Raw genomic sequence first — 24699 nt, 5'->3', positions numbered from 1 at the left:
CGAGTGCCACCGGTACCGGCGATGCGTGCAGCAGCGCATTGGCCACGCTGCCCACGTCGTCAATCCGGTGCGTTCAGCGCGAACGTACAGTTGTGGCCCTATTTTGAGTCCGTTGCGGGGCCACAACTGTACGTTCGCGCCAGGGGGAGGCTAAGCGTTGGCCTTGATGGCCGCGGCGAGGACCTCCAAGCCGTCCAGCAGCAGCTCGTCGCTGATGACCAGCGGCGGCAGCAGGCGGATGACGTTGCCGTAGGTTCCGCAGGTGAGGATGATGACGCCTTCCTTCAGGCAGGCAGCGGCAACGGCCTTGGTCAGCTCCGGGTTGGGCTCCTTCGAACCGGCCTGGACCAGCTCGATGGCGAGCATGGCGCCGCGGCCGCGGATGTCGCCGATCACTGAACCTCCGGCGCCGCCGGGAAGCGCAGCTGCGAGCTCACGCAGCTTGCCGAAGGAGAGTTCCTCGATGTGCTTGGCGCGGGCGTTCAGGTCGTATTCCTGCATGGAACCGATGGACGCCAGGGCCGCGGCGCATGCCACCGGGTTGCCGCCGTAGGTGCCGCCCAGGCCGCCCGGGTGAACGGCGTCGAGCAGGTCTGCGCGGCCGGTGATGGCGGACAGCGGCATGCCGCCGGCGATGCCCTTGGCCATGGTGATGATGTCCGGAACGATGCCCTCGTGGTCCACGGCGAACCATTCACCGGTGCGGCAGAAGCCGGACTGGACCTCGTCCGCGATGAACACGATGCCCTTTTCCTTGGCCCACGCGGACAGCGCCGGCAGGAAGCCCTCGGCCGGGACGATGAAGCCGCCCTCGCCCTGGATCGGCTCGATGATGATCGCGGCCACCTGGTCGCCGCCGATCTGCTTCTCGATCGCGGTGATGGCGCGCTTGGCGGCCTCGGCACCGGTGATCTCCGGGTTTTCCTCGCGGAACGGGTAGCTCATCGGCATGCGGTAGACCTCGGGCGCGAACGGGCCGAAGTTGGTCTTGTACGGCATGGCCTTGGCGGTCAGCGCCATGGTCAGGTTGGTGCGTCCGTGGTAGGCGTGGTCAAAGGCGACGACGGCGTCCCGGCCGGTGGCCAGGCGGGCCACCTTGATGGCGTTTTCCACGGCTTCGGCGCCGGAGTTGAAGAGGACGGTGCGCTTCTCGTGGGTGCCCGGGGTGAGCTTGTTCAGCTGTTCGGCGACCGCGACGTAACCCTCGTAGGGGGTGACCATGAAGCAGGTGTGGGTGAAGTGCTCCACAGCCTCCTTCACGGCACCGACGACGGCGGGGTCGGACGCGCCGACGCTGGTCACCGCGATGCCCGAGCCGAGGTCGATGAAGGAGTTGCCGTCGACGTCGTGGATGATACCGCCGTCGGCGTCTGCGACGTAGACCGGAACGCTGGAGGCAACGCCTGCGGCCACCACTGACTTGCGGCGTTCGGTCAGGGCGACGGACTTGGGGCCCGGGAAGTCGGCCTGGACGCGGCGCTTCTGCTCGAGGCGGTAGGTAATTTCGTTGGCAGTGGTGGTCATGGGGTTTCTTTCTTTACTGAACGGGGCGCCGGTGGTTGGGGAGGTCATGCATCAAGTGCGGACATCACGTGCTTGATGCGCGTGTAGTCCTCGACGCCGTACATGGAGAGGTCCTTGCCGTAGCCGGACTGCTTGAAGCCGCCGTGGGGCATTTCGGCGGTGAGGAGGATGTGGGTGTTGATCCAGACCGCACCGAAGTCAAGGTCCCGGCTGAGGCGCATCGCCGTGCCGTGGTCGGACGTCCAGACGCTGGACGCCAGGGCGTATTCGACGTCGTTGGCCAGGTCGACTGCTTCCTCTTCCGTGCTGAACTTCTGCACGGTGATGACGGGGCCGAAGGTTTCCTTCTGCACGATGTCGTCTGTCTGCTTGGCGCCGGTGATGATGGTGGGCTCGAAGAAGAACCCCTTCTCCCCGGCACGGTGGCCGCCGGTCTCGATCCGGCAGTGCGCCGGGAGGGAATCGACGACGGCGCTGACGGCCTTGAAATGGTTCGCGTTGTTCAGCGGGCCGAAGTAGTTGTCCTCGTCGTTCTGCGAACCGGTGTGCAGGGTCTTGGTGTGTTCCACCATGGCTGCCACGACGTCGTCGTGCACCGAATCCTCAACCAGGACGCGGGTGATGGCCGTGCAGTCCTGGCCTGCGTTGAAGAACGCGAACTCGGCGATGGCCGCTGCGCTCTTCTTGATGTCGGCGTCCTTGAAGACGATGGCCGGGGCCTTGCCGCCGAGTTCCAGGTGCGCGCGCTTGAGGCCCTTCGCAGCGCCCGAGGCGACGGCGATGCCGGCGCGGACGGACCCGGTGATGGACACGAGGCCCGGGACCTTGTGCTCCACCATCAGCGAACCGGTTTCGCCGGTGCCGAGGATGACGTTCAGGACGCCGGCCGGCAGGATGTCCGCGGCCAGGCGCGCCAGGACCAGGGTGGATTCCGGCGTCGTGTCGGACGGCTTCAGGACCACGGTGTTGCCGGCGGCGAGCGCGGGGCCGATCTTCCAGATGGCCATCAGGAACGGGTAGTTCCACGGCGCCACCTGGGCCACGACGCCGATCGGCTCGCGGCGGACGAAGGAGGTGTGGCCCTCGAAGTACTCGCCCGCGGACTTGCCTTCGAGGATGCGCGCGGCGCCGGCGAAGAAGCGCAGCTGGTCGGCGCCGGCGGCCACTTCCTCAGACGCGATCAGGGAACGGACCTGTCCGGTGTTGCGGTGCTGGGCATCGACGAGTTCGTCGCTGTTGGCCTCGATGGCGTCGGCGAGCTTGAGCAGCATGAGCTGGCGCTGCCCGGGAGTCACATGCTTCCAGGACTTGAAGGCGTCCTTGGCGGCGGCCATGGCGGCGTCGACGTCGGCCTCCACGGACACTGGCGACTTGGCCACGACGTCGCCGGTTGCGGGGTTCACGATATCGATCAGGGCAGTGCCCGCAGGCGTGACGAACTCTCCGTTGATGAAGTTCTGCAAGGTTTGAACCACGGTGTACAACCTCTTTCGTCCTGAATAGTGTGATGCGGCTGACTCGAGCCTATTCCAGCCCGACACCGCGGGGAATAGCCACCTGCACACCCTTGGCCCGGCGCTTTAGTGCGATCGGCCAGCCTCCCGCTACCCTTGATCCATGGCAATTTCCCTCGCGGCGCTGCTGGCCGTGCAGTCTCTGGGACTCAAGAAATCCAGCCTCGCGGAGACCACTTCGCACCAGGACATCCGCTGGGTTGCGGTCACCGAACTGGAGGACCCGCAGCGCTTCCTTAACGGCGGCGAACTGGTGCTGACCACCGGGCTGCGCATGAAAAGTGCGCCCGAACAGCGCCGCTTTGTCCGCCAGGTCCAGCGCGCGGGGGCCGTCGGGATCGGCTTCGGCGTGGGGCTCTCGCACGACGCCGTCCCGCCGGCCCTGATCGCGGAGGCGAACCGCTGGGGGTTGCCTGTGGTCGAGGTGCCCTACGGCACCCCGTTCATCGCCATCAGCAAGCTCGTGGCCGACGCCCAGTCCGCGGACCACTACTCGAAGCTCGAACGGCTCATCGCCGGGCACCAGATCCTGGCCCGCGCGCTGCTCACCGGCGGCGGCCTGGCCGAGCTCCTGCGGCACCTGGGCGGCATGCTCCGCACCGACATCGCCCTCACCCAGTTCACCGCCCAGCTGTACAACAGCGGCAGCGAACCGCCGTCCGCAGACTCGTGGACCACCTACCCCATCCCCACGGGCCGCCGCGATGCCTGCACGCTCTGGGTGAAGCAGCCGTTCGAGGACTCCGGCATCATCGGCTACGCGCAGAACCTCATCAGCGTGGAGCTCAACAACATGGTCAAGCAGCGCCAGGCCGAGCGGGCACTCTGCGGCCAGGTGCTTGAGGACGTGATCCACGGAACCCTGGACCCCAGCGAGGCCCAGCGGCGGCTCGCCGGGACGGGGATCAACAGCACCCGCAAGAACGTGGTGATCCTGGCCGGATCCGAGGCGCACCACAAGCAGCTGGTCAGCTCCTCGCTGCCGCAGGCGCTCGAGAACGCGGTGACCGCCGTCGTCGGAAAGGACCTGGTGACCGTGGTGCCCGACGACGGACGCGGCGCCACGGCGATGGCCAAAAGCCTCAGCGACCACCTCGCCGAGGCCGGCATCCACGCAACCATCGGCATCGGCGGCGCGTACACCAGGCCGAACGGCCTGCGCTGGAGCTACTTCGAGGCGCGTGATGCGGCGAGCCATGGGCTGCCGGTCAACGAGCCGGAGCGGCTCAGCCTGACCTCCCTGCTGCTGGCCAGCGAGGACGTGCCGCTGGCGGACATGGCCAACGAGTCGCTGGATCCGCTGCGCAGCTTCGATGCCGCCCACGGCGCCGAGCTGATGGCCACACTGGAGAGCTACCTGGGCAACAACGGCTCCGTTGCCGCCGTCGCCGAGGCCCTCACGCTGCACCGGAACACGGTCCGCTACCGGCTGGCGCAGATTACCGAACTCACCGGGTACGACCCCTCCGTCACCGCGGACCGGGTGCAGCTGTGGCTGGCGCTGGCGGTCGCCCGGCTGGGGGCGCGGCACGCGGGCTGAGCCACGCCCGCGGCCCGGACCGCCGAAAGGATCCGCCGGTCCGAGGGGTCCGCGCTCAGACGAATCCCTGGGCAAAGCCGTCCAGCCGGACTGCGAGTTCAACAGGGTTGCTCAGGGCGACCAGGTGTCCGCCCGGAATTTCATCAATCCCCAGGCCAAGCCGCGCCTGGGCTACACGGCGCTGAAAGTCCAACGGGAAAAAACGGTCGTCGCGGCCCACCAGGACCCTGGTGGGCACGTCGGGCCAGCGGTCAATCCCGCAGGGCTGCCCGAAGGGCGTGTCCGACGGAGCGCGCTGCACTCCGGCGCCCGCGGCGGCCACTTCCGGGGGAACGTCGTGCAGGAAGTGGACGCGCTCATCGAAACCGCCGCTGCGTCCATTCAGCCGGTCGTTGAGCTCGCGTGCCTGGGGCTGGCCGGTGTCCCAGCCGTTCCAGCTCCGGCACCAGCCGGTGGCAGTACCAGCCCACTCCCCCGGCGCCCGGGACAAGAACGAAAGTGCTCATGCGGCCTCCTGCCTTATATCGCTGGGCCTTGGCGCCTATTCGAAACGCACGGCGTTCCAGTCGAGGATGCGCGGCTCTGCGAGCCCTTCGGTGACGAAGGGGTCGCCGGCGATGAAGCGTTCGGCGTCCTCGCGCGACGTGAAGATTCCCATCGATGAGCCTGCCGGATCCGGGGTTTGGAATGGACCGAGGGCGAGGATCCCGCCGCCGGCGGCGCGGAACTCCTCGTAGTAGGCCTTGTGGCGGGGGAAGGTCTCGAGAACGCGCGAGCGGTCAACGCCCTCACGAAGGCTGTACATCACGACGGATTCCATGGTCGCGATCCTACCGGCCGCCCCCGGCGGACCGGGAGGGGTCACGCCTCCACGGTGACCGTCCCCGCGGCACCGTCCACGGTGACGGTGTCCCCGGTTTTGATCCGCAGGGTGGCGTCGGGAACACTGACGACGGCGGGAATCCCGTATTCGCGGGCCACAACGGCACCGTGGGAAATGGGTCCGCCCATTTCCATGACCAGCGCCCCGGCGGTCATGAAAAGCGGCGTCCACCCCGGATCCGTCGACGGCGCCACGAGGATTTCGCCCGGCTCCAGGTGCGCGCCGGCCGGGTCCAGGATGACCCTCGCTTTGCCTGTCACGGTGCCGGCCGAGGCCGCCGCCCCAGCCAGGGCTCCAGGCTGCCCGGCCGAAGATGCCCGGGTCTGCGCGGCCATGGCCGCCTCGGCGTCGGTGCCGTCGGAGAGCAGCAGGCGTGGGATGTGCCGGCGCCGCATCTCGCGTTCGTAGTTCCGGCGGCGTTCGGCGGCGAGGCCGCGCAGGTCGGCACCGCGCAGGCCCACCCGGGCTTCGGTGAGGTCCAGGAAGAAGACGTCGTCCGGTGCCGGGATCCGGCCGGCGCGTGCGAGGTCCTGGCCCACCTGCTGGAGCTGGCGGCGGAGGACGTCGAAGGCCACGATCAGCCGGAACTTGGGGTACTCGCGCATTCCCGCGGTTTCGCGTGCGCGGCGCAGGCTGTGCCCCACGATCCTGCCGAACAGCCTGCCCCGGGTTCGGGCGGCGCGCGCGGCCAGCTCGGCGGCCTTGGCTTCGGCGTTTTCCGCGGCCCGCCGGAAGAGCCGGTCGGGTGCGAGCTCCGGGTCCGCCAGCTTCAGGTAATTGGCCACGACATTGATGATGTGGGCGGGATCCTCGCCCCACCGGGGAACGCCGAGGTCGATTTCGGCCACCGCACGGTGTCCGTACGTGGCAAGGAAGCGGCGCAGTACGCCCTGGCTGACGGCGGGCAGCCTTCCTTCGACATAGCGGCCGGCGAGTACCTGCGGCTCTTCCCCGGTCAGTGCGCGCAGGGACTCCGGGTCCTCCCGGATTGCGGTGGCGGTGCGCCAGAGCTCCAGGTCCATCTCAGTGGTCACGTTGTGCGGCAAGCCGCGCAGCACGGCCTGCAGGTCGCCCGGCTTGGCAAGCCTGCCGAGCAGCAGCCGGGCCAGACCGAGCCAGATGTACCCGGCGGCCGCCGGCGGCAGCGCCCGCATCAGGGCGGGCGTGATGTCTTTGGTGAGGACGCGTTCCACGAAGTCCAGCCGCGCGGCGCCGGAGGCCGGCTCCGGCAGTACCAGCACCCGGTCCAGGTCATGGTCCGCTTCCCTGACCCGCTCCAGCGCAGCGGCGGGATTGGCCATCGCGCGCAGGGTGTGCCCCAGCAGGCCCAGGGGCGGCGAGGCCCGGAGCCCCGCTTTCAGCGACGCCAGGTTGGATTCCCTGGCGAGGGCGAAACGCGGGTCAGCGGAAAGATAGGCCAGCACGTCCACGGATCTGGCGTCGGCCACCTTCATGGCCCTCAGCAGGCCGCGCCTCCCGCCTTTGCTGCGCAGCAGGGAGGTGACGTCAACATACATGCGCATCCCCACCTGGACGGACCGGTAGGCAGCCGGTCCGCCGCCTGCTGACCGGCTGCTGTCGCTCATCAGGATGAAGGATGCCAGCCCCATCGGCGTCAGCGGCCGGGTCAGCCCCTGCAGCAGGCTGGCACACAGGTATGCCCGGACGCCGTCGCCGTTGTAGGGCTCGGGGAGCGGAAACAGCGTGGTGATGGGACGGGATTGCACCACCCGGATCCCGCCGTCCGGTGCGATGGCCCACTCCAGGTCCTGCGGCTGGCCGTAGAGCTCCTCCGCACGGGTACCGAGCCCGGCCAGCGCGCGGACCTGGTCATCCGTCAGGCACGCCGGCCGGTTGCCTCCCGGGCTCCGCTGGAGGATCTGGCCGGTGGCGGCATCCACCGTGAACCGGTCGGGGTTCACGGCCCCGCTGACCAGCGCCTCACCGAGTCCGGGCGCTGCGTCGATCACGGTCTCCTTGCGCCGCCCGGTCACCGGGTTGGCCGTGAACATCACCCCGGCCACCTCGGCGTCGACCATTTCCTGAACGACGACGGCGATGCCCAGTGGTCGCTGATCGATCCCGTGATCTGCGCGGTAGGCCACGGCCCGGTCCGTCCACAGCGAGGCCCAGCAGCGGCGGACGGCATCCAGCAGCGCGTCAGGGCCGGCGACGTTGAGATAGGAGTCCAGCTGGCCGGCGAAGCTGGCCTCCGGGAGGTCCTCGGCGGTGGCGGAAGACCGCACGGCCACCGGGGTGTCACCGCCCAGGGCGGCGTAGGCGGCAAGGATGGCCCCGGCGATGTCTTCGGGAATCGGGAATCCCTCCAGCCTGCCGCGCGTCTGCTCCGGCGGCCCCGAAGGGTCCGCTCCCGCTGCCTCTGCCACCCGCCGGTACGCCGCGGTGGTGACGCAGAAGCCGGGCGGCACCGGCAATCCGGCGGCCAGGAGCACGCCAAGGCTCGCAGCCTTGCCGCCCACCTCGGGCAGCATGCCGGCGTCCACGTGGGCCAGGCTGATGACGGGGCCCACCGGGCTGGGTTCATGCCCCTCGGCGTGCTCATCCACCGGACGCTCCGCTATGCGAGTCCGCGCCGGATCCGCTTCCGGGACTTCCGGTGCGCCTTGCGGTACTTGGCTTGGGCCTTGGCGGCGCTCTTCTCCTCCCCCTTCAGGAGCGAGCCGTAGGCCGTGGCCACCGGTTCCGGCAGGTCCGCGCCGCCAGCGAGCTTCCCCAGGAAAATCCGCGCCATCACGCTGTCATGGTGGTCGCCCAGGATCTTCTGCTGTTTATGCGCCGCCTTGGCCAGCTTGGCGGCGCGCCGGCCGAAGACCGGATCCACGGTCTCGGCCGCATGCCGCAGCCGCTTGGCATCCTTGCGCACCTGATGCAGCGCGGTTTCGTGCGCGGTGGCGTCCCTCAGTTCCATGCCGGGCCTTTCGCCGGCGCCGTCCTTGACCCGCCGGGCAGACTTATGGGCGCGGCGCAGCCGTGTGGTCGACTTGCCCACCAGCTTGCGGGCGGCCTTGCGCGCGGGCGCGGAAGCCGCCGGGCGGACGGGCGGGTGGTCACGGAAGTCTTCAAGGTCGTCGAGGAGCCGGAAGTAGCGGTCGGTCAGGAGCACCTCCTGCGTCTTGCGGTAGCCGGCGTCCAGCCTGGTGCCCAGTTCGCGCTCGATCCGCCGTTTCACGTCGTCGGCAGCCTCCCCCGGCGGAAGCGTGCCGATCTGCGTCCGCAGCCGGTCCTGCATGACTTCGGCGTCGCGGGGCGTGCCGAGGATCCGGCCCAGCCACTTGAGCTCGTCGCGCAGCCTGCCCACCGCGCCCTGGCCGTAGAGCTTCCGGTAAACCCCGAGCGCCGACCGCACGCGGCGCGTGGCCGAGCGCATCGCATGGACCGCATCGGGTTCCTCCAGCCGCACCCGGGCGTCGTTGGCCAGGATTTCGCTGATCTGCCCCGCCAGGTAGGCGCTTACGACGGCGGACACCGGCCACTTCTTGCCCGGTTTCCTGCCGCCGGGCTGCTTTGCCCCGCCATCAGGGACCGCCCCGCCGTCAGTTGCTGCCGTGCCTGCTGTTTCGGCCCCTTGGGCTTCCGGCCGGACTTCCCCGAGTGCACGGCGCAGCTTGGACTCATGCGCCGACGGCCGGGCACCTGCCGCGGCCAGGACCCCGGCCGCTGCCTTGAACACGTCCGGCTGGCCGTGAACCAGCTCGAGTTCCCATTCGCGCCACTGCTGCTTCTGGCCTGCCGGCTGCTGGCCAGCCCCCTGAAGAAGCTCGGCCTCCACGAAGTCGTCTGCAAAGTCGGCGAGGTGCACGCCGTCGTCCCCGTAGAGTGCGTGCGTGGTGCGCCGCGTATTCAGCCGGGCCACGGGTGCGGGGTCGGACCCGCGGAGGTAGGCGTGCAGGTGGGCCAGCAGTTTCCCGGGAACGACGTCGGCCTGGCCCAGCGGGGCGTGGATCTCCAAGCGGGGACCAGGTCCCTCTTCCAACGCGGGTCCGGGCGGCAGCTTTACGTGCCAGCCGGCGTCGGCCCCGCCGCTGCGGCGCCGCAGGGTGATGCGGCGGGCGGCGAGAACCAGGTCATCGGTGTCGAAGTAGACCGCTTCAAGCTGGGCTTCGTGCGGCTCGCCCACCCGGGCCACGCCGGGAATGGCGGCCAGCTCGGGCAGCGCCGTGCCGGCGTCGACGTCGTACTTCTTCTCGGCTTCAAGGCCTTCGGCTGTCATGGCTGGGCGGCGTCCTTTCCCATTGCCGGGTCGCTGGGGGCGGTGCTCCTGCTGGCCCGAGTCTATGCCCGGGCCGGAGTGCCCGCGAGAGTTTCCCCACAAAGTTCTAGACATCAAACGTCAAACGTCTAACGTTAAGGGATGGCGACCACTTCTTCAGCACCCCCGACCATGGCCACCCACCCGACCAAGCCCCGGTCCGCCGTCGTCGCCGGCGTCATTGCCCTGGTGCTGATCGGGCTGAATCTGCGGGCCGGGATCACGGGCGCCTCTGCCCTGCTGCACGACCTACAGCAGGTTCTGGGCTACGGGCCGCTGGTCGCCTCGCTCATCCCCTCCATTCCCACGCTGTGCTTCGCCGTAGCCGGTGCCGCGACGTCGTGGCTGACAGGGAAGCTCGGCGTGGAGAAGGCCATCCTGCTCGCGCTGGGCCTGCTGGCCGGCGGACTGCTGGTCCGGGGCATTCCCACCACCGGCATGCTGGTGCTGGGCACGGTGGTCGGGATGTCGGGCCTGGCTGTCTGCAACGTATCCATGCCCTCCTTCATCCGGGAGCACTTCGCCGCCCGCACCTCGCTCATGACCGCCGTCTATACGGTGACCATGACCAGCGGCGCCACCGTCATGGCTGTAGCCGTGGTTCCCCTCTCACAGCTGCTGGGGTCGCCGTCGGCCGGGCTTGGCACTATCGGGGTCCTCGCCCTGTCCGCGTTCCTGGGCTTCCTGCCCGTGACGCTGCACGCCCACCGCAACACTGTCCGGAAAACGGCCGGACACATCTCCCCGTGGCCGCTGCTGCGCACCAAGACCGGGCTGCTGCTCACGGCCATCTTCACCCTGCAGGCCCTGCTCGCTTATGCCCTGCTCAGCTGGTTCCCGTACATGCTCACCACCATGGGCCTCAGCGCTGCGGACAGCGCCCTCATGTTCGGCGTCATGCAGCTGGTCTCGGTTCCGGCCGGCATGGTGCTGATCGCCATCGGTTCCCGGCCGCGGATGCTGCGTCCCGCCGTCTACATGGCCACCCTCACCATGACCGCCGGCATCGCCGCACTCCTCGTCCTCCCCGTTTCGCTGGCCGTCATCCCGGCGGTCCTGCTGGGCTTCGGCCTGGGCATCTTCCCGCTGGTCATGGTGATCATCAGCCGCAGCGGCCGGAACACCGCCGAGACCACGGCACTGTCCACCCTGGCCCAGTCCAGCGGCTATCTTCTGGCCACCGTCGGGCCGTTCGGCATGGGCCTGCTGCACAGCGCCACGGGGAGCTGGATGCTGCCGCTGGCGCTGCTCCTGGCCGTCGCCGTGGTGCAGATCGTCGTGGCCCACCTCCTGAGCAGCCGCCGGGCCGCCGGGGTCAGCGCATCGGGATCCGCCGCCGCCGGCAAGGCCGCCGGAACGCGCACCCCAGGCACCCCCGGAATGAAAGAATAGGACGCCATGACCCTGAGCACGTCCCACCGCCCGCCGCTGGCGGACGAAGTCACCGCCAAACTCCGCGAGATGATCCAGACGGGCGAGTGGCCGCTGCAGCAGCGCATCCCGTCCGAAACGGAGCTCATGTCCGGGCTGGGGGTGTCCCGCGGGACACTCCGTGAAGCCGTCAAGGCCCTGGCCCACAGCGGCATGCTCGAGGTCCGGCGCGGCGACGGAACATACGTCCGTGCCACCAGCGAAATCTCCGGAGCCGCCCGCCGGCTCTACAAGGAGCACACCAACGAACACATCCTCGAGGTCCGCGTCGGGCTGGACACCCAGGCTGCCCGCCTCGCCGCCAGGCATGCAACGGCCGACGACGTCGCCGCCATGCGCGCGCTGCTCACCGAGCGTGATGACGCCTGGAATGCCGCGGACTATGCGGGCTGGGCGCGAGCTGACTGGGGCTTCCACGAGCGGCTGGCACAGGCCTCCGGCAACCCCCTCCTGCACGAGCTGTACGTCAGCTTCGGCGACGTCTTCCACGCCGACCTGCTCAAGCAGCACCTGCGCCCGGGCTTCAACGGCCTCCCGCACGCGGGCCACGGCGAGCTCGTGGACGCCGTCGAAGCACATGACGGCGATGCAGCCGTGGCCAGCGTGCACCGGAACCTCAATTCCTGCTCGGACCGGCTGCGGGAGTAACCGGCCGCGGGAGCAACACCCCCCCCAAATGGGGGGACCATTCTTGGGTGTCCCGCAGGGTTTTTCCAAGGATTTTCCAAGGTTTCGGTCACATGCTCAGGGCAGCGGTCTACCTCGCGGCGGAACTCCGCCCCACTCGAGTAAATCCTTCAGGCACATGGAGGTACACCGTGACATACAGCGCCGCCGCGGGACGCAGGCTCCCGCGGAAAACCCACAAATCATCCCGTCGCCTGGTGGGGATCCTCTGCGTCGCAGCTACCGTGGCGTGGGTCCTTTCCGTAATGATGGGACTGTCGGTGACCCTGCAAGGGCCGCCCCACGTCATCGCCCTGTCCATTCACATCCTGGCGCTGGTGCTGGCATTCGGAGCAATCCTGCTGGTGGACTGGCATGGATTTCTGTGGCTCATCGGTAAGCGCGAACTCGCCGAGACCATCCGCCTCGACGGCGCGGCAAGCCCCCTGATCTGGTCCGGAACTGCTGTATTGCTGCTCACCGGCGCCTTCCTCAGCCCGAACCTCGGCAACCCCTGGACCCTGGTGAAACTCGGAGCCGTGCTGGTGCTGATGCTCAACGGGATCATGCTGATTCCGCTCATGCGCCGGCTCGTGATCAAGGACCCGACAACCACCTTCGCCGGCTTGCCGGTCGGCCAGCGGATCCACATGCTCCTATGCCTGGCCATCTCGCAGGTCTGCTGGTGGACCGCCATTGTGGTGGGATTCGTGAACGCCGAATTCTAAGTCCCGCGGACCACATCCGCGCACGACGGCGGCAGGGCACCCAAGTGCCCCGCCGCCGTCGCCCGCTTTATGGTAAGCACACTTACTAACGTTACGGCGGCCCGTAATATCAACGGTTCTGTGCGTAAAATCAACGCCATGGGATCAACAGGAACACTCTTCGGCTGGGCATTCGGCGACTCCGAACGCGAGGACGACCAGTCGTACGTGGACGGGCTGAAGCGCGAGGCGCTGGCCAACGCCACACAGGCCGCAAGGAGCAAGGGATTCGACGTTGCGGAAGGCTCGGCAGTATTCACCGTCCTCAGCGCCGGCGACGCCCTCGTGGACATCGACACAGCACCCGACGACCTCGTGGTGCGCTGCACGGTGAAGCTCGTGGGTGAAGGCTCGGAGCGCATCCACGCGGAAGGGCCGATGAACGGCTAAGCGGCAACAACTCACCCGGAGGGCATGACGGACAACGACTCGACGATCAGCGAGGCGGCCGACGCCGCAGAGGCTGCATCGAACACCAAGGCGCTCGACGTCGTCGCGCGTTCAGGTTTCGCTGTCATGGCCCTGCTGCACATCATTCTCGGCGCGATCGCGATTGCGCTGGCCTTCGGGCATCCCGGGCAGGCCGAGCCCACCGGCGCCATCGAACAGCTGGCCGCCAATCCCTGGGGGCCGGCACTCATGTGGGCGGGCATGGTCGGCTGCGCCGGGCTTTCCCTCTGGCAGCTGAGCGAGGCCACCCTCCGTGCCCGCCACCTGCCCCGCAAGGAACGGATCGGGAAGCTGATCTCCTCCGGCTTCCTCGCGGTCGCCTACGGCAGCATCGGCCTCAGTTTCGGCGGCTTTGCAGTGGGGCTTCGCGGGGACTCCGGCGAGTCCACGAAGGACGTGAGCGCAGCCCTGCTCAGCAATCCGTTAGGCGGAGTACTCCTGAGTGCACTGGGGCTGACGGTCATCGGCGTGGGCATCTACTTTGTGGTGAAAGGAGTCCGGCGCGGCTTCAAGGAGGAGCTCTTCCACTTTGAGGGCACCCGCCGGGGCAAACTCATCGACACCCTCGGCGTCACCGGACACGTGGCCAAGGGCATCGCACTGTTCCTCGCCGGGCTGCTCTTCGCCATCGCCGCCGCCAAGCACACGCCCGAGGAATCCACCGGCCTCGATGGCAGCCTCCAGGCGCTGCGCGACCATGATTACGGGCCCTACCTGCTATTTGCTATCGGGGCCGGCTTTATTTGCTACGGAATCTTCGCCCTGGTCCGGTCAAAGTTCGGCAGGATGTAGGGATGGGCGCCCAACTCCGCCGCCCGGCGCCGGGGTTCGGCCGACGAAAGGAACAGCATGTCAACCGTCACGCAGGTCTTCAATTCACCGGCGTCGGCCGTCTGGAGGGTGATAGCGGACGGCTGGCTCTACTCCGGCTGGGTGGTGGGTGCCTCGAGAATCCGCGACGTGGATGCGCACTGGCCGGCGGTTGGCGCTCTGCTGCACCACTCAGTGGGCGTCTGGCCGCTGCTCATCAACGATTCAACCAAGGTCACGGCGGTGGAACCCGAGCGGCGGCTCGAACTGATCGCCCGCGGCTGGCCCATCGGCGAGGCCAAGGTGGTCATCACCCTCGAGGACCTCGGCGGGCAGTGCCGGGTAACCATGACCGAGGACGCGGTCCGCGGCCCCGGCCTGGCGGTTCCCAAGGTGCTGCGCGATCCGGTCATCACGGTGCGAAACCGGGAAACCCTTGGCCGGCTGGCTCTCATGGCCGCCGGCGGCGCGGGAGCTTAAAAGCAACGCGGGGTCAGATCCCGCCCAATATCCGGAGTGGAATGGGCGCGAAGTGACCCCGCGTTGGCTTTGGAAGTTAGACGCTGGCGGCAATTCCGTCGCGGGAGATGGAGACCATGTCCTCACGCGGAACCACCTTGATGCGCTCACGCACAACCTCAACGCCGTGCGAGCCGCCGGCAGCGGTGGCCTCGGCGCCGAGGGCGAGTTCGTGGGCGTCCAGGGCCAGCCAGCCTTCCCAGGTGGTGTACTCCACGCCGCGGCTTTCGAGCAGGTCGACGACGGCGCCGGCAGCAGGTGCCTCGGCAACCGGCAGGTTCTCGCGGTCTTCCAGCAGGAACGTCACGGTCTCGAGGGCATCGCCCTTGGTGTGGCCGATGAGGCCGACCGGTCCGCGCTTGATCCAGCCGGTGGCGTAGATACCCGGGACGTGCTCGCCGGAGGCGTCCAGGACACGGCCGCCGGCGTTGGGAACGACGCCCTTCTTGTGGTCGAACTCGATCTCCGGGAGGGCGGAGCCGAAGTAGCCGATGGCGCGGTAGACGGCCTGGACCGGGTAGTCGACGTACTCGCCGGTGCCGCGGGCGTTGCCCGTGCCGTCCAGTTCGGTGCGTTCAAACTTCATGCCGCTGACGCGCCCGGGGTTCTCGGCGTCGTCGTAAATTTCCACCGGGCTGTGCAGGAAGTGCAGGTGCAGGCGGCGGGAGGCCTTGAGCTCGGAGACGTCCTCGGGCTGCTCGGCGATCCAGTTGGTGAGCGTTCCGACCATGGTCTTGGTCTGGTTGTTGCTCTGGATCTGGCGGTCCGACTCCTCGTCGAACTCGAAATCCTCCGGGTACAGGATGATGTCCACGTCCTTGGAGTGGGACAGCTCGCGCAGCTCCAGCGGGGTGAACTTGACCTGGGCGGGGCCGCGGCGGCCGAAGACGTGGACGTCGGTGACGGGCGATGCCTTCAGGCCGGCGTAGACGTTGTCCGGGATCTCGGAGACCAGGAGGTCGTCGGCGTGCTTGGACAGGACGCGGGCCACGTCGAGGGCGACGTTGCCGTTGCCGATCACGGCGATTTCCTTCGCATCCAGCGGCCATTCGCGGGACACGTCAGGGTGTCCGTCGTACCAGGAGACGAAGTCGGCGCCGCCGAAGGAACCCTCGAGTTCGATGCCCGGGATGTTCAGGTCGGCGTCCTTGATGGCGCCGGTGGCGAAGATGACGGCGTCGTAGTGGGCGCGCAGGTCCTCGATGGAGAGGTCCGTTCCGTAGTCAACGTTGCCGAAGAAGCGGATGTCGCCGCGGTCCAGGACCTTGTGCAGGGCGTTGACGATGCCCTTGATGCGCGGGTGGTCCGGGGCCACACCGTAGCGGATCAGGCCGTAGGGTGCCGGGTAGCGGTCAAAGAGGTCGATGCTCACGGTCAGCTCGCCGCTCTTGACGGCCTCGCTCTTGGTGAGGATGTCCGCTGCGTAGACGCCGGCCGGGCCGGATCCGATGACGGCCACGCGCAACGGGCGGGCGGCGGTTCCTACGGTGGTGCTGGTTGACACGGCTGTGTTCCTTTTCTTCTGCATCGATTGCTCCGTAGGCGCCCTTTTGAACCTTCACAAGGGCAGTTATGGAGCAATCGGTGGGTTTCAGGGGGTGAGAACGCGGGTGGTGCTGGTGCGGGGCTTGTTGGGGCTGGTGGTGCTGTAGTCCGCGGTTTTGAAGTGCGACGGCGCGAACGGGCTGACGCGGACCACGTCACCGATGACGATCACTGCAGGATTGGCGACGCCGGCGGCCTCGGCCTGGTCGGCAATGGTGCCGAGGGTGCCTATGGTGACGCGCTGGTCCGGCAGGTAGCCGTTTTCCACAATACCAACTGGCGTGTCACCGGGCAGACCGGCTGCGCCGAGGGCGGCCGCGGATTCACGCAGCTGGCCGACGCCCATGAGCAGGACCACGGTGTGGTCGGGGCGGGCCGGCACCTCGGACAGTTCCTCGTGTCCGGTGACAACGCTGAAGCCCTTGGCCAGGCCGCGGTGGGTGACCGGGATGCCTGCGGCGGCGGGGACGGAGATCGCCGAGGTCACGCCGGAAACCACTTCAACCTCGACGCCGTGCTGCCGGCAGAATTCTGCTTCCTCGCCGCCGCGGCCCAGGACGTACGGGTCGCCGCCCTTCAGACGGACCACGCGGTGGCCCTGGAGTGCCTCGTCGACGAGGATCCGGTTGATCTCGGCCTGCGGCACGGGGTGGTGGCCGGGGGTCTTGCCGACCTCGATGACGCGCACGTCGGGGGCCAGTTCGTTGAGCAGTTCGCGGGGGCCGAGGCGGTCCGCAACCACGACGTCGGCCTGGCCGAGCAGCCGGCGTCCACGGACCGTGATGAGGCCGGTGTCGCCGGGACCGCCGCCAACGAGGGCAACGGATCCGCGGTGGGCCCGGCGGCGGCGCAGCGGCAGGTCGCCGGATTCCAGGGCGGTGGCGACGGCGTCCCGCAGGGCCATGGCGCGGCGCGGGTCCCCCCCGGCGTTGACGGCGATCTTGACGTCGTCCACCTCGGCGACGGCGGGCGTCCAGGCGGCGGAGGATTCGTGGTCGGAGGCGTTGACGCACCAGACGCGCTGCGCCTCGGCGTCGGCGGCAACCAGAGTGTCCACGGCGGGATCGCCGGTGGCGGTCTGAACGAACCACACGCCGTCGACGTCGTCGGAGCGGTAGGTGCGGGGCTCCCAGGTGAGCAGGCCGGCGTCGGCGAGTTCGCGGAGCGCGGCGGTGGCCTCGGGAGCAACCACGGTGACGCGGGCACCGGCGTCGAGCAGGCCCTTCGCGCGGCGCGCAGCAACGCGTCCGCCGCCCACCACCAGCACGGGGCGGCCGAGGAGGCGCAGCGCAGTGGGGTAAATGTCCTGAATTGCCATGAATCAACGGTAGGGCTGTGTTACGGGCCCGGCCAACGGCGCGGAAACACCAGTTCACGCAAGGTAACGCTGCGTCATATTGGGGCAGGTTGTTTAGCGTCCCGCCGTCGTTGGGCTCCCGGACCGGAAATGTCTGTGACCGGCCTTACAATAACCGAGATCGGAATCTCCGATCGGTCTCAACATGGGGGAAGGGGACTAGTTGTCTCTGCACGAAAACGTCCGTACGCGGACGCGCCCTGGTCGTCTGACCAGGAGCATTGCCACAGCCGGCAGCATCGCGTTGCTCGCCGGACTCCTGATGGCTCCGGCAGCACAGGCGCTGCCGATGGAAACAGGCACGGTTACGGAGCCCGCACCGGCTCCCGCCGATCCGGCGCCTGTGGATCAGCCGGTTGATCCGGCACCTGTCGACCCGGCTCCGGAAATCACGCCGCCGGAGGCCACGCCAATCGAAACGGTTCCCGCCGAGGTGACACCCACGGAAACAGTGCCCGCGGAGGTGGCGCCGGCCGCCCCCGAAAACACCAGTCTTCCGGTTATTGAGGGCGACCCCGTGGTCGGCGGTACCGTCACATCCACGGGCGGCCAGTGGAGCGGCGCCGGCTGGATCCACTACAGCTGGGTCATCGACGGCGTCCCCGTCCAGACCGCGGGTCACGCCGTCGGCGAAGCCGATGTCCTGACCGTCCTCCCATCGATGGCAGGCAAGAGCGTCCAGCTCACTGTCGTGGCGTCGTCGGACGCGCAGACTCCCGGCACCGAAGCGTCAGCTGCGGCTGTCACGGTACGGCCCGCCGCCTTCACCGGGGTTGCCTGGAGCAACGTCTTGAACGGCCGTCCTGCAGTCGGCCAGGAGCTGTCGCTGGCCACGCCGCAGTGGGATAACTCCGCCAACCAGGGAACGGTGACGTACCAGTGGTTCCGCGGGATTCTGGCGATCGAATCGGCCACAGCCGCGCGCTACACAGTCACCGCCGCCGACGTCGGACAGAAGCTGTGGGCCAAAATGACCCTGTCAGCGCCGGGCTTCACCTCGGTGGGACTCTCCTCCGTCCAGGTCACCGGCCTGGCTGCAACCTTCGTAACCGCACCAGTGCCCACCGTCAGCGGAACCGCCCGCGTGGGCCAGGCGCAGACGGCGAATGCAGGGACGTGGGCTCCCGGCGGTGCGGCGCTGTCCTATCAGTGGTACCGCGGAACAGCGGCCATCACGGGAGCTGTCGGCCGTACCTACACCACCTCCGCGGCCGACTACGGTAAGGCACTCAAGGTCCGGGTGCGTGCAACCAAGGCCGGCTTTGTGACAGTGGACCGGTTCTCGGCCGCGCGCACCATTGCCGCTGGGACGATCGTTGCCACCAAGCCCCTGACCGTCGTGGGAACCCACCGTTACGGCTCCACTGTGAAGGTGTCGCAGGGCTGGCCCGCCGGCACGACAATCCGTTACCAGTGGTACCGGAACGGCGTGGCAATCAAGGGCGGCACCGGGTACGCGCTGTACTTCAACCCGAGCTACATCGGTTCACGGGTGAACGTGAAGGTCACGGTTTCCAAGCCTGGCTACGCAACACGGTCGGTAACCACCGCCGCTGTCACAGTTGGCAGGGCGCTTATCAACCTGAAGACGGCACCGCGCATCACCGGTGGAACGTCACTGGGTTCCGTCCTCACTGCCAACGTCGGCACCTACTCCCCCGCGCCGTCGGCCTACGCGTACCAGTGGTACCGCAACGGCGCAGCCATCTCCGGCGCGCGCTACCGCACCTACCGCCTCACCGCCCCGGACAACGGCAAGTCCATGACGGTCCGCGTGTCCGCAAGCCTGATCTACTCGGACACCCGGGTCACCATGAGCCCGGCGTTCAAGCTCCCGGTCTGGGCTGTGACCGTCCTTCGCGGCGACGGCACCTACCGGGTGGGTACGCAGATCAAGCCGGGTCTGTACAAATCCACAGGCGGATCATTCTGCTACTGGGCGCGACTCAGTGGGTTCTCGGGAAATGTTAGTGACATCAACGCGAACGACATCGTCTCAGGAGTGACCTACGTGCAGATCCTTCCTAGTGACGTTGGCTTCGAAAGCGATGGCTGCGGAGCTTGGACCACTGTCCCGTCAACTGGGGCAAGGGCCACGAGCATCACCAGGGACGGGACCTACCGGGTGGGGATCGACATCCTGCCGGGAACGTACTACGGATTCGCTTCGGGGGACTTCTGCTACTGGGAAACCTTGAGCGGCTTTAGCGGAACCTTTGACGAAATTTATGACAACGACATCCCCTCCGGATGGATCGTCGTGACCATTCCGTCATGGGCCAAAGGCTTCTCAGTCCATGGCTGCGGGACCTTGACCCGCGGCTAACCCTTATTACGGAGCAGTACGCAGAAAGCCCGACGGCGGGAAATCGCCGTCGGGCTTTCTTGTGCCCTGCCGTTCGCCGGCTTCGCTGCCGTCGTGGGGCACTTTGGCCGCGAATCGGGCCCCGGAAGGCCTAAAGGCGGCGTGTCGCGGCTCAATGTACCCCGGTTTGGCAGCAGGTCCCCCAGGCACCCAAGCGCCCGGGCAGCAGAAAGCCCGACGGCGGGAAATCGCCGTCGGGCTTTCAGGTTCAGTGCGGTGCTTAGCGGGTGCTGCCTGCCAGGAGGCCGCGGCGCTGGAGCAGGCGCTTCTCGATCGGTGCGAACACCAGCAGCTCGATCAGGATTCCCACGGCCAGGATCAGGAGGATCGCGGACATCACGATGGTCATGTCGGCGAGGTCGCGGCCCTGGTTCAGCATGGAGCCAAGGCCGAAGCCGATGGTGCCGCCCACCGCGATGATTTCCGCGGCCATGAGCGAACGCCAGGAGAACGCCCAGCCCTGCTTGAGGCCGCCGAGGTAGCCGGGCAGCGCCGCGGGCAGGATGATCTGCACGGCCATCTGCAGCCTCGAGGCGCCCAGGACGGTGCCCACGCTGCGGTACTGCGGCGGGATCTGGTCCACGCCGGAGATCAGGCCGTTGATGATGGAGGGGATCGCGCCCATGAACACCACGAAGTACACGGTGGCGTCGGTGAGGCCGAACCAGATGATGGCGGCCGGCACCCAGGCGACCGACGGCAGGACCTGCAGCCCCGAAATCAGCGGGCCGAACGCCCTGCGCAGCGGCGCCACCTGGGCCAGCAGCAGGCCGACCGGCGTGGCGATCGCGACGCTGATCAGGAACCCCAGAAGCCCGCGCTGCAGCGAGGTCCACACAGCTTCCTGCAGCGATCCCTCAGCCCACAGCGTGCCGAACTGCTCCAGCACGTCCATGGGGCCGGGTACCTGGTCGCGGCGCTTGAGGCCGAGCGAGACGTAGAACTGCCAAACAATGATGAGCACCACGACGGCGGCAACCGGCAGCAGGATGCGGCTCCAGTCGACCCGGGCCTTGCGGACCGCGTCGGACTGCAGCGAGTCGAGCCCGGATTCCAGTTCACGCAGGTCGGCCGAGCCCGTAGAGGACCGGGTCAGCGCGGCGTGCACTTTCTCGGCCTCAGACGAGGACGAAGCGCCGGGTGCTTCGACGCGCTCAACCAGCGGGGTCTCGACGGGCTCAGCCACGGGAGATGGGTTACTTGGCATGACGGCGGATCTCCTCTCGCAGCCGGGCGGTGATGACCCCGGTCAGCTGTCCGGCAAGACCGGCGTCGGTACGGTGTTCTTCGGTGACTTCCCATTCCTGCACCACGCGGCCAGGGCGGGAGGACAGGAGCAGGACGCGCTGGCCCAGCCGGACCGCCTCGCGGACGTTGTGGGTCACAAAGACGATGGTGCGTCCGGTTTCCTTCCAGATGCGCTCAAGTTCGTCATGCAGCAGGTCGCGGGTGATGGCGTCGAGGGCCGCGAACGGCTCATCCATGAGGAGCAGCTGGCGGTCCTGCGCGAGCGAGCGGGCCAGGGCCACGCGCTGGCGCATGCCGCCGGACAGCTCGTGCGGGCGCCGGTCCGCGGCCTCGGCCAGGTGGACCAGTTCCAGCAGTTCGGCGGCCTTGACGCGCCGCTCGGCTTTGCCCACGCCGCGCAGCTTCAGCGCCAGCTCAACGTTCTCGCGCGCCGTGAGCCACGGAAACAGGGCCGAATCCTGGAACATGAAGGCGGCGCCGTCGCTGGGCACCTCAAGGGCGCCCGACGTCGGGAGCTCCAGTCCCGCCATGATGTTCAGCAGGGTGGACTTGCCGCAGCCGGACGCACCGAGGAGGGCGACAAACTCGCCCTTGCCGATGGTGGCGTTGACGTCGTCCAGCACCGGGGCGCCTTCGCCGAAGCGCTTGCCCAGGTTCTCCAGTACGACTGGCATGGTCCCGTCCTTTGTTCGAGGTGCGTTAATGCGGCGCTGCAGATGAAGCGGGCTAGTCCCGGCCCAGCCCTGCAGCTGAGGTCTTTTCCGCGGACACGGCGTTCAGCGCCCGGAGGTCGAAGAGGCCGTTGAGGTCGGCCTGCTTGGTGGTACCGGCGTCGACGCCGTCCTGCAGCAGCTTCTTGTAGGTTCCGGCGAGAGGGTCCACCGTGAACACGATGTTCTTCAGCGAGCGGTCAATGACGTTCTGCGCCAGTGCCTTGCCGGCGTCCTGCTTGAGGGCGGCATTGACGACGGCGGCCTTCTCGGCGGACGGAGTGTCGTTCAGCCACTTCACGGCCTCGACGTGGCCCTTGAGCAGTGCCTCCACGGTCTGCGGGTGCTCGGCGGCGAACTTCCTGTTCACGATCAGGATCGTCGTGGGGAACTCGCCGGGCTTGCCCGTCAGCGAGCCGTCCCACAGATCTTTCTCATCCACCAGGACCTTCGCCCCGGCCTGGAGCACCAAACGCGAGGCCCACGGCTCAGGCAACCACGCGCCGTCGAGCTTGCCGTCCTGGAACAGTTTCAGAGTCTGGGCATTCTCAGTGGGGTTGATCGCCACGTCCCCGCCGCCGTCGGTGTTGGTCTTGTAGCCCTGCTTGCCCAGCCAGGCGCGAAGCGCCACATCCTGCGTGCCGCCCAGCTGCGGCGAGGCCAGGGTCTTGCCCTTCAAATCAGCCGCGGTCTTGATCTCCGGCTTCACCACCAGTTGCGCTCCGCCGGACGCTGCGCCGGCGATAATGCTGACGGATTCGCCCTTGCTCTTGACGAACGAGTTGATGGCCGGGTTCGGGCCGATGTACGTGGCATCGATCGCGCCGGCGTTGAGCGCCTCGATCGCAGCCGGACCGGCATTGAACACCTGCGTGCTCAGCTTCGTGCTGCCGAGGCTCTTCGCAATGAAGCCCTTCTGGACGCCCACCAGAGCCGGGGCGTGGGTGATGTTCCCGAAGTAGCCCAGCTTCAGCTCGGCCGCGGGGGTACCCGCCGCGTCAGGGGCCGCCGAGGCATTGGAATCCCGGGCCACAGCCGACGCAACAACCGCTCCCACGCTGATCAGCAGGACGAGTCCGACGGCCAGCGCAACCTCCAGGGCACGGCGGCGCTTGGGCGTCTGGCTTTCGCCGGCCACAATGCGGGTCATGCCCGGCCTGGGAGTACTCATGGATTCACCATAGGGACTGGCATAAACGGGGTTCAACGGCGCGGAAATCAGGGGTCACGCAGGTTCATGCAACGTCACATTCGGCCACAAAAATCCGCATGCCCGCGCGCCCGTTACATTTCGGGGCTAGTCCCCCTTGACATTGACGAGCTGGCGCAGCCGGTGCCGCACCTTCACCAGATCCGCGGCGTCGCGCATCACCTGGTCGATGGGCTTGTAGGCTGCCGGGATCTCGTCGATGAACGCTTCCGTGGCCCGGAACTCGATGCCGTGCATGGCCTCTTTGAGCTGGGCCAGCGAGAAGGCCTTGCGTGCGGCGTTGCGTGAATACTCCCGGCCTGCACCATGCGGCGAGGAGTTCAGGGAGGCGGTGTTGCCGAGCCCCTCCACCACGTAGGACGCCGTCCCCATGGATCCCGGAATCAGGCCGGGGTCGCCCGCCTCGGCCTTGATGGCGCCCTTGCGCGACACCCACACCGACTTTCCGTAATGCGTTTCCTGCTGCGTGAAATTGTGGTGGCAGTTGATCCGCTCCGTCTCCTTGACCGGTCCGCCGACCCAGTCACTGAACTGCCGGATGACACGGTCCATCATCTCCTCGCGGTTCAGGAGGGCGAAGTGCTGGGCCCAGCGCAGCTCCTTGATGTACCGCGTAAACGCCGGGGTGCCCTCCTCCAGGTACGCGAGGTCCCGGTCCTCCAGGGTGATGTGCTTGTCGCGGGCCACTGCCTGCGCCACTTCAATGTGGTGCTGGGCTATTTTGTTGCCCACGCCGCGTGAGCCGGAATGCAGGAACAGCCAGACGGCGTCGGTCTCGTCGGTGCAGACCTCGATGAAGTGGTTGCCGGAGCCGAGCGAGCCAAGCTGGAGGTCCCATTTCGCCACGTACTGCGCCGGGTTGAAACCGGCTTTTTCGGCACGCCGGTGCAGTTCGGCGATGCGTGGCTCCGCGGTGGCCGTTACCTTGCGGTTGTTGTGGCCCGCGGACAGCGGGATGGCGCGCTCGATGCTCTCGCGCAGCGGCTTCCGGTCCCGCGGGAGTTCCTTAAGGGTGTACTCGGTCCGCACCGCGATCATCCCGCACCCGATGTCCACCCCGACGGCGGCGGGAATGATCGCGCCGAGCGTCGGGATGACGGATCCCACAGTGGCGCCCTTGCCCAGGTGCGCATCCGGCATCAGTGCCAGGTGCGGGTAGATGAAGGGCAGGCGGGAGGTGGTCAGAGCCTGCTCACGGGTCTTCTCGTCCAGGATCGACGCCCAGTTGATGAGCCGGCTGGTGATGGTTTCCATGCTTGGCCTCCAACTGGAAGAGCGCGGACTAGCGTAGGTTCTAGGCTAAACCCCGGCCCCGCACAAAGGGCCTGCGCTGCACAAAGAACCGCCCCCGAAGAAGGAGACGCAAGCATGGTGAATGTCGAAACCGAGATCCTCATCCGGCGGCCGCGTGAAGAGGTGGCAGAGTACGCCGCGGACCCCGACAACGCGCCCGAGTGGTACCAGAACATCCGTTCTTCGCAGCGGCTGACGACGGGACCCCTCGACCTCGGATCCAAGGTGGCGTTCACCGCCAAGTTCATGGGCCGGGACCTGAGCTACACGTACGAATTCGTCGAGTACGTCCCGGGCGAGAAGCTGGTGATGCGCACCGCCCAGGGCCCGTTTCCGATGCAGACGACCTACACATGGGCGGAAATCGGCGGCGGTACCCGGATGACGCTCGGCAACACCGGCAAGCCCTCGGGCTTCTCGCAGCTCGCGGGACTGTTCATGGCCCCGATGATCCGCAGGGCGACGCGCAAGGACCTGAGGAATATCAAGCGCATCCTCGAATCCGGCGCGGCACTTTAACCGCCGAAAACGCCGGAACGCCGCGAGGCCGCCGTAGCTGTACGGCGGCCTTACGGCGTTCCGGCGAACTCGCGGAAA

At 67.9% G+C, this 24699-nt stretch carries 21 protein-coding genes; 9 read left to right on the top strand and 12 right to left on the bottom strand.

Features of this window, described 5'->3' with window-relative positions; genetic code table 11:
- Positions 1 to 150: 150 nt before the first annotated feature.
- Positions 151 to 1524 (bottom strand): 4-aminobutyrate--2-oxoglutarate transaminase, encoded by a 1374-nt coding sequence (gabT, locus tag ACFRAH_RS19925; protein ID WP_377992642.1) that lies wholly within the window; start codon positions 1522 to 1524, stop codon positions 151 to 153.
- A 44-nt stretch (positions 1525 to 1568) separates the two neighbouring features.
- Positions 1569 to 2999: an aminobutyraldehyde dehydrogenase gene (locus ACFRAH_RS19920; RefSeq protein WP_377992641.1), complete on the bottom strand. Its 1431-nt coding sequence runs from the start codon at positions 2997 to 2999 to the stop codon at positions 1569 to 1571.
- A gap of 142 nt (positions 3000 to 3141) precedes the next feature.
- Between ACFRAH_RS19920 and ACFRAH_RS19915 the strand changes: the two genes are divergently transcribed.
- Positions 3142 to 4578, top strand: a complete 1437-nt coding sequence (locus ACFRAH_RS19915; RefSeq protein WP_377992640.1) for a PucR family transcriptional regulator — start codon at positions 3142 to 3144, stop codon at positions 4576 to 4578.
- Positions 4579 to 4633: 55 nt separating this feature from the next.
- On the opposite strand, the gene ACFRAH_RS19910 is transcribed toward ACFRAH_RS19915, so the two are convergent.
- Genes ACFRAH_RS19910 through ACFRAH_RS19895 form a run of 4 tightly spaced genes read right to left on the bottom strand, consistent with a single transcriptional unit; the run spans position 4634 to position 9692 of the window.
- Positions 4634 to 5068 (bottom strand): alpha/beta fold hydrolase, encoded by a 435-nt coding sequence (locus ACFRAH_RS19910; protein ID WP_377992639.1) that lies wholly within the window; start codon positions 5066 to 5068, stop codon positions 4634 to 4636.
- Positions 5069 to 5119: 51 nt separating this feature from the next.
- Positions 5120 to 5398: a YciI family protein gene (locus ACFRAH_RS19905; protein WP_377992638.1), complete on the bottom strand. Its 279-nt coding sequence runs from the start codon at positions 5396 to 5398 to the stop codon at positions 5120 to 5122.
- 41 nt (positions 5399 to 5439) lie between these two features.
- The gene (locus ACFRAH_RS19900) at positions 5440 to 8028 is read right to left on the bottom strand and encodes a PEP/pyruvate-binding domain-containing protein (RefSeq protein WP_377992637.1); all 2589 of its coding nucleotides are present in this window, start codon (positions 8026 to 8028) and stop codon (positions 5440 to 5442) included.
- 11 nt (positions 8029 to 8039) lie between these two features.
- The gene (locus tag ACFRAH_RS19895) at positions 8040 to 9692 is read right to left on the bottom strand and encodes a CHAD domain-containing protein (RefSeq protein WP_377992636.1); all 1653 of its coding nucleotides are present in this window, start codon (positions 9690 to 9692) and stop codon (positions 8040 to 8042) included.
- A 141-nt stretch (positions 9693 to 9833) separates the two neighbouring features.
- Here ACFRAH_RS19895 and ACFRAH_RS19890 point away from each other — a divergent pair, with 141 nt between their 5' ends.
- The 6 genes from ACFRAH_RS19890 (at position 9834) to ACFRAH_RS19865 (ending at position 14335) form a co-directional block, all read left to right on the top strand.
- Complete coding sequence (locus ACFRAH_RS19890; RefSeq protein WP_377992635.1) at positions 9834 to 11123, top strand: CynX/NimT family MFS transporter; 1290 nt, start codon at positions 9834 to 9836, stop codon at positions 11121 to 11123.
- Positions 11124 to 11129: 6 nt separating this feature from the next.
- Entirely contained in the window at positions 11130 to 11810 is a 681-nt protein-coding gene (locus ACFRAH_RS19885) for a FadR/GntR family transcriptional regulator (protein ID WP_377992634.1), read from the top strand.
- Between the two features lie 170 nt (positions 11811 to 11980).
- Positions 11981 to 12556, top strand: coding sequence for a hypothetical protein (locus ACFRAH_RS19880; RefSeq protein ID WP_377992633.1), 576 nt, complete (start codon positions 11981 to 11983; stop codon positions 12554 to 12556).
- A 138-nt stretch (positions 12557 to 12694) separates the two neighbouring features.
- Entirely contained in the window at positions 12695 to 12985 is a 291-nt protein-coding gene (locus tag ACFRAH_RS19875) for a hypothetical protein (protein ID WP_377992632.1), read from the top strand.
- A gap of 24 nt (positions 12986 to 13009) precedes the next feature.
- On the top strand, positions 13010 to 13837 hold the full coding sequence (locus ACFRAH_RS19870) for a DUF1206 domain-containing protein (protein WP_377992631.1): 828 nt from the start codon (positions 13010 to 13012) through the stop codon (positions 13835 to 13837).
- Positions 13838 to 13894: 57 nt separating this feature from the next.
- On the top strand, positions 13895 to 14335 hold the full coding sequence (locus ACFRAH_RS19865; protein ID WP_377992630.1) for an SRPBCC family protein: 441 nt from the start codon (positions 13895 to 13897) through the stop codon (positions 14333 to 14335).
- Positions 14336 to 14411: 76 nt separating this feature from the next.
- On the opposite strand, the gene ACFRAH_RS19860 is transcribed toward ACFRAH_RS19865, so the two are convergent.
- Both ACFRAH_RS19860 and cobA read right to left on the bottom strand, forming a co-directional pair.
- Complete coding sequence (locus tag ACFRAH_RS19860) at positions 14412 to 15878, bottom strand: FAD-dependent oxidoreductase (protein ID WP_377992629.1); 1467 nt, start codon at positions 15876 to 15878, stop codon at positions 14412 to 14414.
- Positions 15879 to 15965: 87 nt separating this feature from the next.
- A complete protein-coding gene (gene cobA / locus ACFRAH_RS19855; RefSeq protein WP_377992628.1) occupies positions 15966 to 17237 on the bottom strand; it encodes a uroporphyrinogen-III C-methyltransferase in 1272 nt (423 codons plus the stop codon).
- A gap of 202 nt (positions 17238 to 17439) precedes the next feature.
- Between cobA and ACFRAH_RS19850 the strand changes: the two genes are divergently transcribed.
- Positions 17440 to 19602 (top strand): hypothetical protein, encoded by a 2163-nt coding sequence (locus ACFRAH_RS19850; protein WP_377992627.1) that lies wholly within the window; start codon positions 17440 to 17442, stop codon positions 19600 to 19602.
- A gap of 259 nt (positions 19603 to 19861) precedes the next feature.
- Here ACFRAH_RS19850 and ACFRAH_RS19845 read toward each other — a convergent pair whose 3' ends face one another.
- From ACFRAH_RS19845 to ACFRAH_RS19830, 4 genes are all read right to left on the bottom strand, one after another.
- Positions 19862 to 20848 (bottom strand): ABC transporter permease, encoded by a 987-nt coding sequence (locus ACFRAH_RS19845; RefSeq protein ID WP_377992626.1) that lies wholly within the window; start codon positions 20846 to 20848, stop codon positions 19862 to 19864.
- Positions 20838 to 21563: an ABC transporter ATP-binding protein gene (locus ACFRAH_RS19840; protein WP_003804180.1), complete on the bottom strand. Its 726-nt coding sequence runs from the start codon at positions 21561 to 21563 to the stop codon at positions 20838 to 20840. Before ACFRAH_RS19840 ends, ACFRAH_RS19845 begins: the two co-directional genes overlap by 11 nt.
- Positions 21564 to 21615: 52 nt before the next feature.
- Positions 21616 to 22770, bottom strand: a complete 1155-nt coding sequence (locus tag ACFRAH_RS19835; protein ID WP_377992625.1) for an ABC transporter substrate-binding protein — start codon at positions 22768 to 22770, stop codon at positions 21616 to 21618.
- Between the two features lie 126 nt (positions 22771 to 22896).
- Entirely contained in the window at positions 22897 to 24063 is a 1167-nt protein-coding gene (locus ACFRAH_RS19830) for an RtcB family protein (protein WP_377992624.1), read from the bottom strand.
- 114 nt (positions 24064 to 24177) lie between these two features.
- On the opposite strand from ACFRAH_RS19830, the gene ACFRAH_RS19825 reads away from it, so the two are divergent.
- Positions 24178 to 24621, top strand: coding sequence for an SRPBCC family protein (locus tag ACFRAH_RS19825; RefSeq protein ID WP_377992623.1), 444 nt, complete (start codon positions 24178 to 24180; stop codon positions 24619 to 24621).
- Positions 24622 to 24699 lie beyond the last annotated feature (78 nt).

This window comes from Arthrobacter sp. NPDC056727, from assembly GCF_042790555.1.
Lineage (GTDB): Bacteria > Actinomycetota > Actinomycetes > Actinomycetales > Micrococcaceae > Arthrobacter.
This window is presented reverse-complemented; position numbering and strand designations above follow the sequence as displayed.